General features: G+C 67.3%; 11 protein-coding genes and 1 pseudogene. 6 read left to right on the top strand and 6 right to left on the bottom strand.

The window, feature by feature from the left end; translation table 11 throughout:
- The 3 genes and pseudogenes from ABZ374_RS41665 to ABZ374_RS41655 form a co-directional block, all read right to left on the bottom strand.
- A pseudogene (locus ABZ374_RS41665) lies at positions 1-423 on the bottom strand (site-specific integrase); the annotation flags it as partial.
- A 170-nt stretch (positions 424-593) separates the two neighbouring features.
- Positions 594-1640, bottom strand: coding sequence for a site-specific integrase (locus tag ABZ374_RS41660; RefSeq protein WP_360322505.1), 1047 nt, complete (start codon positions 1638-1640; stop codon positions 594-596).
- Positions 1641-1870: 230 nt separating this feature from the next.
- A complete protein-coding gene (locus ABZ374_RS41655) occupies positions 1871-3232 on the bottom strand; it encodes a hypothetical protein (RefSeq protein ID WP_360322499.1) in 1362 nt (453 codons plus the stop codon).
- 295 nt (positions 3233-3527) lie between these two features.
- On the opposite strand from ABZ374_RS41655, the gene ABZ374_RS41650 reads away from it, so the two are divergent.
- Positions 3528-5114, top strand: coding sequence for an ISL3 family transposase (locus ABZ374_RS41650; protein ID WP_360322496.1), 1587 nt, complete (start codon positions 3528-3530; stop codon positions 5112-5114).
- Positions 5115-5884: 770 nt separating this feature from the next.
- Here ABZ374_RS41650 and ABZ374_RS41645 read toward each other — a convergent pair.
- Complete coding sequence (locus ABZ374_RS41645; protein ID WP_360322493.1) at positions 5885-7495, bottom strand: hypothetical protein; 1611 nt, start codon at positions 7493-7495, stop codon at positions 5885-5887.
- 392 nt (positions 7496-7887) lie between these two features.
- On the bottom strand, positions 7888-8475 hold the full coding sequence (locus tag ABZ374_RS41640; RefSeq protein WP_360322490.1) for an SMI1/KNR4 family protein: 588 nt from the start codon (positions 8473-8475) through the stop codon (positions 7888-7890).
- A 559-nt stretch (positions 8476-9034) separates the two neighbouring features.
- Here ABZ374_RS41640 and ABZ374_RS41635 point away from each other — a divergent pair.
- The 5 genes from ABZ374_RS41635 (at position 9035) to ABZ374_RS41615 (ending at position 13689) form a co-directional block, all read left to right on the top strand.
- Positions 9035-9286, top strand: coding sequence for a hypothetical protein (locus ABZ374_RS41635; protein ID WP_360322487.1), 252 nt, complete (start codon positions 9035-9037; stop codon positions 9284-9286).
- Positions 9283-10107, top strand: a complete 825-nt coding sequence (locus ABZ374_RS41630; RefSeq protein ID WP_360322484.1) for a site-specific integrase — start codon at positions 9283-9285, stop codon at positions 10105-10107. Before ABZ374_RS41635 ends, ABZ374_RS41630 begins: the two co-directional genes overlap by 4 nt.
- The gene (locus tag ABZ374_RS41625) at positions 10104-10769 is read left to right on the top strand and encodes a hypothetical protein (protein ID WP_360322481.1); all 666 of its coding nucleotides are present in this window, start codon (positions 10104-10106) and stop codon (positions 10767-10769) included. Before ABZ374_RS41630 ends, ABZ374_RS41625 begins: the two co-directional genes overlap by 4 nt.
- 716 nt (positions 10770-11485) lie before the next feature.
- Complete coding sequence (locus ABZ374_RS41620; RefSeq protein ID WP_360322478.1) at positions 11486-11761, top strand: hypothetical protein; 276 nt, start codon at positions 11486-11488, stop codon at positions 11759-11761.
- Positions 11762-13068: 1307 nt separating this feature from the next.
- Complete coding sequence (locus ABZ374_RS41615; RefSeq protein ID WP_360322475.1) at positions 13069-13689, top strand: hypothetical protein; 621 nt, start codon at positions 13069-13071, stop codon at positions 13687-13689.
- Between the two features lie 576 nt (positions 13690-14265).
- Here ABZ374_RS41615 and ABZ374_RS41610 read toward each other — a convergent pair.
- On the bottom strand, positions 14266-15021 hold the full coding sequence (locus ABZ374_RS41610) for a hypothetical protein (RefSeq protein ID WP_360322472.1): 756 nt from the start codon (positions 15019-15021) through the stop codon (positions 14266-14268).
- Positions 15022-15197 lie beyond the last annotated feature (176 nt).

Genomic DNA, 15197 nt, shown 5'->3' with positions numbered 1-15197 from the left:
CTCGATGCCGCCTCCGTAGGCGACCACGAGGTGCGCGAGCACGATCAGGGCCCGTGAGCCGTCCTGTGACTCGAGCACGTCCGTGGGGACGTCGGTCCTGAGCCGGGCGAACCCTTCGACGTCGCGGGTGGCTTCGACCCCGAGTCGCAGAAAGCGCGAATTCCTCGACGCAAGCCACGAAAGGTCCGGTCGGACCGCGTCCGCGCAGATCAAGGCGAGGAGGCCCGCGGTCATCGCCGAATGGGTCGGACGAGCACCGATCTCCTGTCCGAATCTGCGGATATGCGACGTCCAGTCCCGGGCGTCCGCAGAGGCGGGGCATGCCTGCCAGCGCTGCTGCCAGTTCTCGCCCGGGAACGTGGCGAGCCATCTCATGATCCACCGCGCGCCCTGCAACCTCGCCTGCTGGGCGCTCTTCGTCATCCGGAACGGCGGTTTCCGAGCGTGTCGAGGATCTCCTCGCGGGAGGCCTCGGTCGCGGGCCAGGTCGTCGCCGGCGTCCGCGGGGGGGAACTTCTCCATCAGTGCCGGGACTTGGCCCCAGCCGAGAGGGAGCGTGACGGGTCCGCCCGTCACCGTTTCTGCCGTGGTGGTCAAGGAATCGGTCCTCCGAACAGGTTGTTCAGCGAATCCTGGTTGTAGGCGGTGGGCGAGGCCGCCGGCGGCGGGCTCTCGCGCTTGCGGCGTTGGCGCTCGTGATGCGCCAGGCCTGCGACGATCACGTCGTCGTGCGACGGGTTGTTGTAGATGTCCAGGGTCGACAGGTATCGGTGGCCGAGGATGTGCTGGACATAGACCGGCGACATGGTCGGGTCGTCGAGCATCCGGAACGTCGCCGTGTGCCGCAGGTCGTGGAGGGTCCAGTTGGAGCCCAGGAGCTCGTTGGCGCGGTTGAACATCATGCGGGCCGCGTCGTAGGCCAACGGTCGCCAGGGGCGGCGCAGGGTCCACCACAGAGGCTGCGTGCGTCCGCGGGGGACGCCGTCGCGCCAGGACTGTTCCTGGTAGAGCCGCAGCCAGACGAACGCATCGCCTGTGGCGGGCAGTTCCTGATAGACGTGGGTGCCCTTGCGGATCACCCCGATCGTCTGCCGACCGACGACCGCGTCCACCTGGCGCGACGTCAGCAGTTCCTCGGCGCGGGCGCCGGTGGAGAGCCAGAAGGCGAGCAGGGCCCGGTCGCGGTGCGAGCGCAGGCCGGCGAAGACCTCGGCGTACTTGTCGTCCGGGATGCGTCGTGGGATTCGCTTCGGGATCTTGGGCCGGTAGAGGCCCGCGCGTTGCTTCCGGTGTTCCTTCTCCGGGTTGTGGTGTGCGTTCGCTCGGGCCGTGCGGCGGCCCCGAGCGAGCGGGAAGGGATTGACAGGAGCGACCCGGTGTTGCGCTCCAGGTGGAAGTCGTAGAACGTCCGCAGCACCGTCTCGCAGTGGGCCCGAGTCGTGGCGGCGTACTTCGCTCCGCGGGTGGGCTTTCCGGTCACCGGATTCGGTGTTCCGGGTGCCGGGCCGCCGGCTCGGGCCGGTGGGGACGGGGCCGAGGGGTCCTTGGTCCGGTGCCGCCAGTGGACGCGCACCGGTTTGTCGGCCAGCTTCATCCAGAGCGCGAAGTCCCTGGCGTCCTCTCGGACGGCACGGTCCCACTCGATCTCGAAGGCCCACAGGAATCTTCTCTGCACCAAGTCAAGTGGCGTGCTCGTCGGGCCTCGACCGGTTCGTGGGTGAAAGCCAGTTGGCTTTGTACGTGATTGGTGAGAGCACCTGCCGCTGGGCGGCGAGAACACCCAACACTCTGGGTAGGTGATGTCGCTGAGTTCTGAGAGCGCTCGGGTGTTTGCTCCAAGACTATGGTTGTACGGTGCCCCGACCGGCCGTCAGAGGCCAGCCTCGGTGATGATGCGGTCCATCCATGCCCTTGGCAGCACAGGGTTGGCCGCAGCGTCCTCGGCGACCCTGGGCTCCGGGTCCACCAGCAGTCGCTCCAGCAGGTCCGCGCTGACATTGGGATGCCGGGCCACTCCCGCGCGCATGAATGAATCCTCGCAGTCCCCGAACCGCCGCAGCTGCGCAACGGGCAGCTCGGGGTCCTTCAGGGCGAGGATGCGCACCCTCGGGTTCCGCTCATCCACGAGGTCGCGCAGCTCCTTGCGTGGGAAGTTAGGGTGGTCCACCAGCAGGGGCCGGACGTGGGAGCGCTCGCCGTGGGCTCGGATCAGTCGCAGCAAGACCTCTGGCGCTGTGTCGGGTCGGTGGGCGGCGGTGCGGCGGACGGACACGTCCGGGTCTTCGTCCAGCGTCTGCCAGGCTGCCTCCGGCAGGTCCCGGCTGGCTGCCAGGATCCGCCGGAACACCGCGTGCGGGCAGTCGATGTAGGTCAGTCGCTCGGCAAGGGGTGCGTCCCGCAGCCAGCTCGGTTCGTAGGGCGACCAGTGGAGAGCGAGAGCGGCTTCGTCGCTGCCGGTCGCGTCCTCGGCCTCCACCAGCGCGAGCAGTCGGTCCCGGGTCTCGGGGGTGACGTGGCGGCTGTAGGCCACCGCGACGCGCACGGACGGGTCTGCGCTGTCCTGCAGGCGGGACACCATGTCGGCGGTCAGGTGCGGATTGCCGGCCACGGCGTGCAGCACCGTCTGGTCCCCGGTCGCCAGCAGCCGGTCGAACTGGTCGAACGTCAGCGGGATATGACACGCAACGTTGGCCCGGATGGCCGGATCGGCGAGGCAGCGCTCGTAGTACTCCGGAGGGACACCCGAGTCCTTGGCTTGGGTGGCCGCGGCCCGCACCTCGGGGTCCGGATCGGTAAGCAGCGCCAACTGCACGACGATCGGCCGCTCCCGCCAGGTCTGCGCGACCATCACGCGCAGCTTGAGATCGGAGCCGGCCGCGAGTTCCGCCGGCGGCCGGCCGTAGGCTTCGACCAGGTCTTCGATGCTCATTGGCACCCCGCGCTCCACCATGGTCCGGACGAAGTCCGCATGGGCATCGCGGATCGCTGGATCGGGATGCCCGGCGATCCGGCGGCGCATCGCCGGGGACACCCGGTTTCCGTACAAGAGCACCGCCGAATCCCTGCCGCCGTGCGTCAGCAATGCCTCAACCACCGCATCCGGAAGCTGCCCCCTGTGCAAGGTCAGCCCGTGCCGGCCCGCTTCGTGCGCGGACAGACGCACCAAGACGTCAAGCGATGCGGCCGGATTCCGTCCCAGCCCGGACAACTGCGGTTGCTTGAGATGGACCATGCGTCCACGCTAGCCGAGCTGTAGCAGCAACCTTCGCCCGGCCGACTTGTGCCGTCGACCTCCGACGCGCCCACGCTGTCTTATCGGTACTCTCGGTTCTCACCGACATCTCCTGGTATTTCGATCAAGAACCGATGTCAGAACTCGCCGACATGTCGGCGTACACGTGAACGTGGCTCTGGCAAGATTTTCGTAGCCGGAGATCATCCCGAGATCGTGGTCGACCGGACCGTCCGTGGGAAACCTCTGACTGTGTTCTATCGAACTGTCGCAACTGATACCTAACTTGGCCGACGTGCTGGTGACCTCCGCCGATCTCACGGGTCCCGTGGTCGGAATCCAGGCCCGTACGAACTCCCTTACTGCGGCAACCTGTACCGGGTGCGGGACGCCGAGCGACTGGAGCCACAGCCGCTACGTGCGGCACCTCGCAGATGCCGCGGTCGGGGGTCGGCCCATGCGGATCGACCTGAGCGTGCGCCGTCTGTACTGCGAGAACCCGGCCTGCCCGAAGGTGACCTTCGCCGAGCAGGTGCCGGGGTTGACCGTGCGCTACCAGCGGCGTACTCCGCTGCTGCAGCGTGTGATCGAGGAGGTCGGCATCCTCCAGGCGGGCCGCGGTGGGGCCCGGATGCTGCGGGTCGTCGACGTCGCGCTCTCGCGGAGCACCGTGCTCGCCCAGTTGATGCGCATACCGCCGCCCCCGCTCGTCACTCCCCGAGTACTGGGGGTGGACGACTTCGCGCTGTACGGCGATACCTACGGCACCCTCCTGGTGGACGCGACCACTCGCCTTCCGCTCACTCTCTGGGAAGGCCGGGACGCCGAACAGCTCCGCCGATGGCTGCGCGAGCACCCGGGCGTCGAGGTCGCCTGCCGCGACGGCTCTCTCGCCTATCGGCAGGGCATCTCCGCGGGCGCCCCCGACGCCCTCCAGGTCAGCGACCGTTTTCATCTCTGGCAAAGCCTGTCCCGGCGTGTTCGGGAAGTCGCCTCCGCCCACCGCGACTGCCTGCCTGCCGCGCTCCCCGAGCCCCGGCAGACCACCCCGGAGCTCGCCGAGGCGGCAACAACGGCCGAAGAGGCGGACACTCGCGCCGGTCGCCATGCCCGGCGGTTGTTCGAAGCCGTGCGCGCGGCCACCGACACCGGTCGCTCCCACAGCAGCGTGGCCCGCGAACTCGGCCTGGACCGCCGCACGGTGCGCAAGTACGCCCGCGCCCGCACCTGGCAGGAGGTCGTGCGCCGGCCGCCCCGCCGACCGTCCACGCTGGACCCATACCTCGACTACCTGCAACAACGCTGGGACGAAGGCGAACACAGCGCCACCGTCCTTCATCAGGAACTCCTGGCCAAGGGCTACTCGGGCCACTATCAGCGCGTGAACATGGCCGTCGCGCCCCTTCGGCGCGGGCTACCCCTGGACGAGCCGCGCGAGCGGCCGCCTTCCCCACGCGAGGCCGCACGCTGGATCGTCACCGCTCCCCACCGGCACACTCCGCACACCACCGAGCGCCTGCACCGGCTCCTCGACCACTGTCCGGAACTCCACCGCACCCACGACCTGGTCCGGCAGTTCGCCATCATGCTCGACACCCAGGACGCCACACCGCTGCCGGCCTGGCTCGACCGGCTCACCCACAGCGGACTGGCGCCCTTTGTCGGGGTCGCAGCAGCCCTGCGCGAAGACCAAAACGCGGTAGTCCAGGGGATCACCACCCCCTACAACTCCGGCGTCAATGAAGGCCGCATCACCGACGTGAAACTCCAGAAACGCATCATGGCGGGACGCGCCGGCGTCCCCCTCCTTCGCCACCGCGTCGTCCTGATCGCCCACCTACGCCGCCGATACCCGGATCGGCAGACCACGATCTCGGGATGATCTCCGGCTACGAAAATCTTGCCAGAGCCACATTCAGATGTACGCCGACAGCCCCGGCCCAGGGGCGGTGCGTTCTCGGCTCGGGCATCGTGGTGCATACGAGAAGCAACCGGCCGAAGCGGATCCCGCAGGTCGAGGGAGACTACGCCCGTCGCGGGCGGCCCGCTTCGTCGGAGCGTCCGCGCCTTGCGCTGCGGTCGCGCGGCCGGTTCGGGTCTTCGAGCGCGACGTGGGCGGGTCGGGTGTCGGCACCTCGTAGAACACGTTGGCGCCCCCGGACCACGTGTCGCTCACCCCCGGCCGCGGTATCCCGACGTGGTCGAACAGGACGGCCTCGCTCACGTGGTTGCGCGCCGCCAGGCGCGCGACGAACGAGGCCGTGGCCTCACGGGGCAGCGGCGCCACCCGCGCCAAAGCGCGCGGGGGCCGGACGAAAGAACCCATCGCGTAGACAACCTCCGCGACCCGGGCCCACACCGCCGAACGCGGCCCGGGCCAGCCCGGGGGACCGGGGGACCGGGGGAAGACCCTAAACGCCGCAGTCAGTAACGGCACGGGTGCCTCGTGCGTTGCGCCCCGCTGCCATCACGCGATCGGTGGCCACTTGAAAACGTATTGCTCGCAGCGATCCCTCCCAGCTTCAGTAAGATATCTGACTCGATCGCTCCTTTTTTATTCAGGCCATTGTGCAGGGCATAGCTGAATTCTGCCCCTCGGGAGCGCCGCCTCGACGTGAGGCCCTCAGAGGAGGCAAGCGCATTTATGCATCATTACCCTTGCGGGGGAGTGCGACTCGTAATTTCCGGAGACGAGAAAGTCACCGCATATGACTTGCCCGGTTCCGACCATGCGAACAGAGCGAGTTGCATTGTCCCCGGCTCGACGAACATCATGTCAGCGGCGGTTTGCATACTCATCCATGTTTGCCCATCGTTACTGTACTCACATGTCGTCAGCTTCCGGTTCTCCACAGTGATTCTGAGATGAATTGAATCGGCGGAATAGCTCTGGTACCACGGGTAGAGGGTTACGTTGTCACTCCAGGTGAGGTAGTCAACGTAGCCAACTGTTTGCACACCGCCTCCTCCGTGCGGGCCGGCGATGCACTTCCCAATGCCTCCGGCGATCCCTCCGGGGGATTTGTTTATGAATCTGGCTATGCCGGCGGCCACAAAATATTGATCAGTCCTGGAGGGCACGGGAAATCGTACGGTGAGCTTGACGGTTGCCTGGAAGCTCTCGGGGACGTCGAAAAGTTGATGCAAGAATGGTCCTCTCGACACGGGACCCACGGGGGCTACCTGGACGCGTGTGAGTGCAATCGGTGACGGTTCGGAGATCGGCGGTGTAAGCGCACCGGGATCGAACAGTTGCGGCGGGGTGATTTGACCTCGTGACAGCTTGATTGCATGCGCCACCGCGCCGTTGATCAGCTTCGTGTACAAGGCAATGGAATCATTGATGGTCTGGCTGGGGGGAAGGTCCTGAAAGAACGCAGGATTTTGCAGTGCGAACTGCAGGTCATTACGGATTTGGAGGTATCGATGTTTCTTCTCACGGGCATCGGCAAGGGCGAGGAGGAAGTCCTCCCGTTCCTCGGGGGTGGGCAGTGGAAGAGGCAGCGTGTCGTAGGTGGCCACCTCCGCCTCATAGGCGGTCGGACTGGTCTTCACGAACTCCGGAAATCTTTTGAACCGCTCGTGAGCGTCCTCAATCGAGGCGATGGGAGATAGCTCTGCGCCCGTACCCGCATTCTGGAACATGGTCGCGGTGAATTCCGAACTCGTGCTCGCACTCTGCTTGGTTTTGGCGAACTCTGCCTTGAACGACCCTGCCGCCACCAGTCCGTTGAACTCGGCCTGCAGGGTAGCCGCCAACTCGGACTGGGTGCTGGTTGAGACCGAAGTGATTCGGATAACCGTATAGAACTCTCCGCCTGTTTGCAGCCCCCGGATGAAGCTGTCCCCGAACGCCCGCTTGAACTCCTCGACCCTGTCAGTGTCGAGCAGCGCCCTGGCGTCCGGTGTCACCTTGAAGCCCTTACCTCGCTTTAGTGGATTCTCGACGACGACCTGAGCCAACAGGAAGGTCGAGGTGGAGTTGAAGTTAGTCCGTTCGGAAAATTTGGCTTTAGCCGAGGCGGAAAAGAACCCGTAGCGCCCCTGCGCCTCAAACCCCATTCCTAGATTATCCATCAACTCCTCATGGGAGGACAGGATGGTGATCGACGACCTGGCTTCCCCGCCGCCGGCTACCACATTTTCCTGGATGGTGAATCCCTCCAAGGCTGATCCGATCGCCTGGCCGGTTTCACTGTTAAAGCCCATGCCGATCTCTTCGTCGTTGAAGAGGATACGGCGGATTTGGGGAACTGATGGCATCGTCGACCCTCGCGATCAGGTTCATTACTGCCGGGCGGTTCTTGCCCGCCGGTCTCGACCGTATTTCCAGGATGGACTGTACGGGCGGTTTTGCAACCCGAGGGAGACGCCGCCCCGGGCCCAGGACAGGAGCGAGAATCGTGATCAGCTCCCCGTCTCCTCCGGAGGAGACACCGGAGCCACGGAAGTTTACGATTGAAGGTTCGACAGAAGATCGGCCTCTGGCGAAGGAACGTTGACGTTCCATACGGGTGGTGCCGACAGCGTGTGGCTTTGTTCACTTCCAGGAACAGCATTTGTCGATGGGTTTCGACGGCAGCAGACGATCATCAGGGCCCAGGATGTTCGCCGATTTTGGTTCTGGCTCAGGTTGTGTGGTGTGTGACTGTGCGTCACAGAATTGGGGCCAGGCGGTTTCTTCCGGGATGGGCGCGCAGTGCCGGTGACGTGAGTTCCAGCGCGCGATTGTCCTTGCCGGCCGTCATGTGGTCGAGCCATCGCTCGTACCAGCCGAGGAAGTCGCGAGCGGAGGAGACGTTCGGGACCCAGAAGCCGTCCGCGTTGCCGATGACGATCCGGCCGGTGAGGGGGCCGGTCACCGCGATGAGGGCCATGTCGGTGCATCCCATCTCGATGATGTGCAGAAAGAGATCGCGCCGGGCTTCCCCGGGGGCGACGCCGCCGAATCCGCGGGCTGTGCCCGGCGGATCCATCGTGTAGAGAGGAGGCCGCTCGCGGCCTGTCGGGTCCGACAGGCCGTAGAACGGCGCGGCGCCCGAACCGCCCATGTGGAGCAGGAACTGCCGGTAGGCGTCCGGGAGGACGACGGCGTGGATGTCCTCGAAGTCGGTCAGCCGGGAGGCCGGGACGGTGGGGCCGAGCCGGAATCGGTGCCGCTCTTCGCCGAACGAGTGGCTGCGATGGGGATGGAACGGGACGGCGGCCAGTTTGCGGCGGATCCGGGGGATGCGGGTGTCCACGGATGCTCTTCTCTCGTTCCCGACAACGTATCGTCCCTCGGTGGACGTCACGCAAGCAGGACGCGTTTTCTGAGGAGTCGGAAGCCGGCGCGGCCGAACATTTGGCGTTTGAGCATCTTAAAAGTTACGTGGAATCTGCCGGGGTTGATCATGTCTCCCTGGTGCAGCCACGAACTTGGGAGACGGCTTGAGCGCCGCTACGGGAGTGACGGAGAAGTGGCCGGTGCTGGGGCGCCACGAGAGGGCAGCGGGCTGGCTGCAGGTGTGGTGCGATCTTGGCCGTGCGCCTCGGACGATCGATGCCTACGCCCGCGGGCTGGCCGAGTACCTGGTGGTGTGCGAGCGAGAGGGTGTCGACCCACTCGCTGCCAGTCGGGCTCATATAGCCCTCTACGTAGGGGAGTTGACTGAGCGACGCAGTCATCGTGGCGTGAACGTGGTCTCGATTGATTCGGGGGCGGGTCTGGCGAACGCCACAATCCAGCAGCGCCTAGAAGTTACGTGGAATCTGCCTGGGTGATCATGTCGCCCGGGTGCAACCACGGACTGGGGAGATCGCTTGAGCGGCCCGACGGTGTTGACGGAGAAGTGGCCGGTGCTCGGCCGACACGAGCAGGCGGCGGCCTGGCTGACGGTCTGGACGGACCTCGGACGTGCGCCCCGCACAATCGACGCCTACGGCCGAGGACTCGCCGAGTACCTGCTGATGTGCGAGCGGGAGACGTCGACCCGGCCACCGCGAACCGCGCTCATATCGCGTTCTACGTACGCGAGTTGGGTTCGCGTCCGCACCGCCGGGGAGCGTACGTGATCTCGATCGACTCGGGAATCGGGTTGTCGAACGCCACCCTTCAGCAGCGGTTGGTGCCGGTCCGGCTGTTTTACGACTTCCTCATGGAGGAGGGGCTGCGCGACTCCAACCCGGTCGGCCGCGGCCGCTACACGCCGCGCGGAGGATTCGGCGGAAGCCAGCGGGGCCTGGTTCCCCGGCTGGTCAAACTGCCGTGGATCCCCAGTGAGCAGCAGTGGCTGGATGTTCTTGCGGCCGCCGGAGACGAGCCGATCCGGAACAAGCTGATGCTTGCGCTGGCCTATGACGCCGCTCTGCGGCGTGAGGAGTTGTGCTCGCTGCGCACCGACGATGTGGACCCGGCTCACCGGACGCTGCGAATACGGGCCGAGACCACGAAGAACCGCATGGAACGCGTGGTGCCCTACTCGGCGACCACGGGGGTGCTGCTGTCGGGCTATCTGGCGCACCGCGCGACGATCAGCCGGGCGAGGGGCCCGTTGTTCCTGTCCGAGTCTCGGCGCAACCACGGCCAGCCGCTGAGCCTGTGGACCTGGTCGAAGGTCGTGCGGCGGATCGCGCTGGCCTCCGGGGTGGAGCGGTTCTCCACGCACACCACCCGGCACCTGTGTCTGACGGACCTGGCACGGATGGGCTGGGAACTGCACGCGATCGCCACGTTCGCCGGCCATCGCTCGACGGAGTCCACACTTCGGTACATCCACTTGTCCGGCCGGGACCTGGCCGAGAAGCTCCAGCGGGGAATGGACCAGATCCACGCCTGGCGGGTGGAGATGCTGACCGGTCTGGGCGAGCAGGGACCGGGGGCGATCAAGCCGTGACCGCACTGTCCTCGGCGGCCGTCGACCACACGGCCGCGGCTCCCTCATGGTCCTGGCCGCTCAGTTCGGCGAAGTACGACCGCTCGGGCGCGCTCACTGACCTTGAGCAGTCCTCTCTGGAAGAGCTGGGGTGGGATCTTCGCCGGTGGCCGGACCGGTGGCAGGATCCGGATCAGGCGCAGTGGCCGGCGATCCACCGACTCGTGCGGCCGCTTGCCGCCGCTCAAGCGCACCTCGACGTCGCCGAAGGCGCGTTCCACCGCCGCTCGTCGGACGACGCCGTCGCGCTGCTGCTGCGCGGTTGCGCCACGCAGCGCCGGAGTTTCTGGGTCTGGGACTCGTCGGCCTGGGCCGAGGTCCTGGGGACGAGCCGGATCTCGTATCAGAAGGCCTACCCGGGGTGGGCCGACAGCTCCGCCCGTTCCTACGCGATTGCAGCGGCCTATCTGTTCGGGTTCTCCGACTTTGATCTGCTCGGCAACGTCGGCCGCACCGCTGTCGCCCGCAAGGTGTTCGGCCAGGTCCGGGTCGATGAGGCAATCGGCCAGGTCACCGCGGTGCTGCACGGCTGGGGACAGCGGTCCCCGCAGGTCACCGCCAGGACCGTGGGGCTGATCAGTCACGCCATGCTGCTCAACCACAGCCCAGCGTGGCCACCTTGATGCCCCGCTTATGAATCTGCTTCCACGCGTCACGGCGGGCGCCATTCGGTGATAGACGGGGGATCTCGCGGTGGTCGTTCAGAGTCATGGCGCCGTCGAATCCGCGGTCGAGGTGTCGCTCCGTGATCCCGAGGACACGCGTGAGTACTTGGGAACCGCTGCGCATGAGCCCAGGTGTCGTGACGAGGCTCGCGGAGGTAGGCGGCGGGACTTGGGAAAACATCATCGCCTCACAGTAGGTCCGTGACTGACCTCGAACCCTCCATTTTCGGGCGTGGTTCCGGCTGGCCGAGGCCGACGGCGGTGTCGGGGGCCGGCCTGGATTGTGTCGGGACCGGCCGCGAGGGCCACAGGAGGGCGTCCAGGCCGCTTGTCGGTTGCTCCGTCCCGGCTGTTTTGAAAGTTCTTGTCATTGATGGTGTGTTGACCGTTGGGTTTGCAGGATCTGGGATTTCGGTTCTTGGCTGCGTGGCCCGGGTCTTGCTGTCTTGCTCGGCTTTGGGCCTGTGGGCTGGGGTTTTGCAGGATCTGGGATGGATCGTCGGTTCCGTTGGGAAAACCCGTGGGTGGAGGTCGGGGGCACTGATCTTGATGTGATGCGGTGATCACCCGCTGCGCGTCGCGACGGGGAGTTCTCTTCCGGGAACGTCCCGGGCCCGTCGTGGCGTTCGTGGATCGTACGGCGAGGGATTGGGACGAGGAGTGGGGGACCGCTGGTGGACGGGTACTCGCGGGGCGCGGTGGTGGAGGCGGTCGTGGTCCGTCACCGTCCCTTCGGGATGATGGTCGAGATGCCGAACGGTGAGGTCGGTCTGCTGGAACGGGAGTACGCGGAGCCGGTGTGGCGGGACACGGACGCCTGGTACCCGGCCGGGACCCGCCTTCGGGTCGTGGTCCTGGGCTACACCACACCCGGACCCGGCGAGTTCCGACCCGCCCAACTGCGCCTGGCCTCCGACCCGAACATCATCGACGCCATCACAAACCCGTGAACGCACGCATGAGAGGGCGACGTCGACACACTCGCGACCGACCCCCGATCGGCGGGTCCTGGCGCGGTAGATTCGAATCGGCGTCGCGGGCGCGGCGGTTCCTGCGGTGCCTCTCGGTTTCCTGTTGAGTTTTCCTATTCTTCGTGGACTCACAGGCCATTGACAACCGAGCCGTTCGACTTTTTACAGTCCCACGATGGTTGAGCCACCGCCAATGAGGTTTCCGGCTGCGGTTCGTCGGGTTCGCCGGGTCCGCTCGGTGTGTGTGGTTCGGCGATCGAGCGTGTGTGGGCCGTTGTGGTTGTAGGTTTTGCGCGGTGTCGAGTGGTTCGAGCATTGTTCACGGGGGAGGGCGAGGGTGTCTCGGTGCGGGATGTGTGGTGCGGGTCTTCCGGTGTGTGAGGTGCCGGTCGGGCGGGACGGCGGGCCGGTACTCCTCGTCGTGGGGTGTGGTTTTCGTGATGCGTCGTACGTGTGTCTCGAGGGGGCGTCTTCCGTCGTGCGCCGTTGCCGGTGATGGGGCCGCGGTGGACCGCGTGTGTGTGGTGCTCGCGGAACGCTCGTCCCGGTCTACGTGGGTGGAGCACGCGCACGACGGTGCCACGACGTTGTGTGGGATCGATGCCGAGTCGGTGACCGCCTTCCGGCACCATTGGAAGCCGCGGCCGGTCCACGTGTGGCCGTGGCCGAAGTCGTGTGGCGCGTGTCGTCGGGTGGCTCGCGAGCGTGTCCGACGGTGGCCCGCGGAGTGATTCGCGCGGGTGTGTCGTCGCACTTCCCCGACCCATGACTCGTGCCCGCCGTGCGGCGGGGTCGATCGATTCGCCGCGGCGAGCACAGCGCGGATGATCGAGCACTTGGAGGAACGCGCCGCGGATAATTGAGCACCTGGAGGAACACGCCGCAGTAGGCCACGTCGTACCGGACACGGTCGCTCCCGAGTTGCCGGCCGACGATGCCGAGAACTTCCCCGTGAGCGCGCCGTGATGCCTACGTGCCGAGTCGGCCCCCGGTGTGTGTCTTCTCAATGGCGGGTCGGGGGTGCGGTGTTCCGACGTGTGGCGCGGCACCGATCGAGAATGTTGTGCCGTGCTTGGTGACCTGGGGTTTCGGTGGGCGTGTCGGGCGTGTCCGTGGCGGAGGGGCCGTGTTGACCTGCAGTGTCGCAGGGGTTGAGAGGATTGCGCAGCGACACCGGGATTTCCCTTCGGGGCCGTGCGACTCCCGTTCCCGCCCGGCACCACGACCGGCCCGCCGGCCGGCCCGCGCCGGGGACCGCGAGGTGCCCGCCGACCAATGGAGTTGCCATGACCGACACCGTCCGCAGGCCCGTCCCCGGACCGGAGCCCACGTGGCAACCGGCCCCGTCCGTCCCCCGCCACGACGGGCCGAACAATCCGGCACGGCAGTACGGCATGTGGGACCTCGTGTTCGCCCTCCACCGCCGGATCGCCATCCTCGACGTGCCGCTGCGCCCGCTCGCCGATCGCCTCCGGTTGCACCTCGAGGAGAGCTGGGTCGAACCGGGCCCCGTCCGCGGCGCCGTGTTCACCATCGACGGCACTCGCTTCGCCTTCGACGACCTGGGCAACGGACCCGAACACGGCCGGATGGCGGTGTACTTCGACCCGGCCGGCGAGCGCAACGCGGCGCGGGCGTTGGGGTTGCTCCTGGAGGTGCTCGGCATCGGCCCGGAGTACATCGCCGAATGGCGCAACCCGCACGGCGTCTTCGAGAACACGACCGAGGTACCCTGGCCGGGCCCCGACCGGGAGGACCCCTGGGTGACCCGCCGCCGACCGCGATCCGAACGCGCCGCCGAGGCGGAGCCATCCGAACCGACGCGAGGATTCACCGGCACCCTGACCGTGACCTTCCACGACCCCACCGACGAGCCCCCCGAGGACCGGTCGGCAAGCATCGGGTGAATCGGGTTCGCGCCGGCGGGTCGCGTGGGGCCGAGTCACACCCCCCGCCCCCGGGGGCCGGGGGCGGGCCGAACGAAGAGCCCGTACGGGAGTCCGCCGGGGTGAGTGCGGCGAGGACGGGAGATCGTCCACGCCCACCCGCGGCCCCGGGCTGTTCCGGCGCCGGGTCGGATGGCCGCCTCGTCGGCTGGTTCACCACGTCCACCCTTGCCCACTTGGTCGAACTGGGTGCGAGAGCGGAGCCGTTCGAGGTGTGGATGCGGCCGGACGACAGCCCTGCCCGGACCCGGGTGCGCCCGCCTGCGCGAGGTCTACCACGTGACCACCCTGGCCGCCTTGGGTGTCACCCCCGACCTCGCCGCCCGAGCCGTTCTCGACGCCTTCGACCGCGACTCGCCCCCGAGATGTCGGGGCTTCGTTTTCGGCTCACCGATGCCTGCGGTGTGTCGACGGTCCGTTCCGTTGCCGTTTGCACCCTATGGGCGCGTTCGGCCGACCGTGTGGCGGGCACGTAGTCGGCCGCCGTGACCGGCGTGGCCCACGTCTCGTGTGCACGATGGTGTGGGTGCGGCGCTCCTACCGTTGGGTCGTGGGGTGGACGGGGGTCGGTGGGGTGAGGTCGACGGGGGTGTCGAGTTCGGTGAGGTCCCAGGTGATGGTGGTGTTGTTCGTGTTGACCACGAGGCGGCGCAGGTGGGTGTGGTCGCCGGGGGTGAGGTAGGTGCGGGTGCCGTCGGGTTCGGCCCATCCCACGCATGTGGTGCCGTCGATGGTCAGCGGTTCGATCGGGGTGAAGCGGCCGGGCTCGGCCGTCGCGTCGTGCAGTTGCCCGAGCAGGGAGGACGTGTTGCGGTACAGCAGGTTGCTCGCGAGTTCGGAATCCTCTCGGACGGTGTCCTGTTCCCACGCTCCGGTGTCCGCGCGCCGGTAGACGTGGTCGCCGATGTACACCGTCTCCTCCGTCACGGTGTCCCCGTCCGCCTTCCTGATGCGGGCGCCCGCGCCGCGGACGATGCGGTTGTCCTCGACGTGGGGGAGTGCGCCCGGTTGCCGGATGGTGACGACGAGGCGGAACGAGTGTGCGGCCCGCACGGTTTCGAGCGCGTTACGGATACTTGCGGCCGTGCTCTCGCGCGCCCGGGTCGTCGAGCCCGTCGCCGTGTCGGACGTCGGTTTCGCGATCGTGCCGGCGGACGCGTCGAGGGACGGCGCGCCGGTGGTGGTCGGATGCCGCCCCGAGGCCGCGGGCGTGGCACCGTCGGACGACACGACACTCGAACCGGTCGACGAACATCCGGCCAGACAGGCCGCCACGATCAACGCGACAGGCACGGCAACTCCGCGCATGAGTACTCCCCGGGACGGCGCGAACGCCGAGCGACTCGGCGACGGGACTGCTCCCGATGGTCCGCGTCCGCGCGCTCCGTGGGCGCGGCGGCGTCGTCGACGACGGGAGACGGGCGGAGACTACAGCCCGGCCGACGGGGCTGCGGCGGTGGGGTGATCGG

The organism is Embleya sp. NPDC005971, from assembly GCF_040629175.1.
GTDB lineage: Bacteria > Actinomycetota > Actinomycetes > Streptomycetales > Streptomycetaceae > Embleya.
The sequence above is the reverse complement of the archived record's forward strand: the minus strand, read 5'-3'. Positions and strand labels throughout refer to the sequence as shown.

Excerpts from the sequence above, each read along its gene's own strand:
- ABZ374_RS41655 (WP_360322499.1), bottom strand. The coding sequence starts at position 3,232 with ATGGTCCATCTCAAGCAACCGCAGTTGTCCGGGCTGGGACGGAATCCG.
- ABZ374_RS41645 (WP_360322493.1), bottom strand. The coding sequence starts at position 7,495 with ATGCCATCAGTTCCCCAAATCCGCCGTATCCTCTTCAACGACGAAGAG.
- ABZ374_RS41615 (WP_360322475.1), top strand. The coding sequence starts at position 13,069 with ATGACCGACACCGTCCGCAGGCCCGTCCCCGGACCGGAGCCCACGTGG.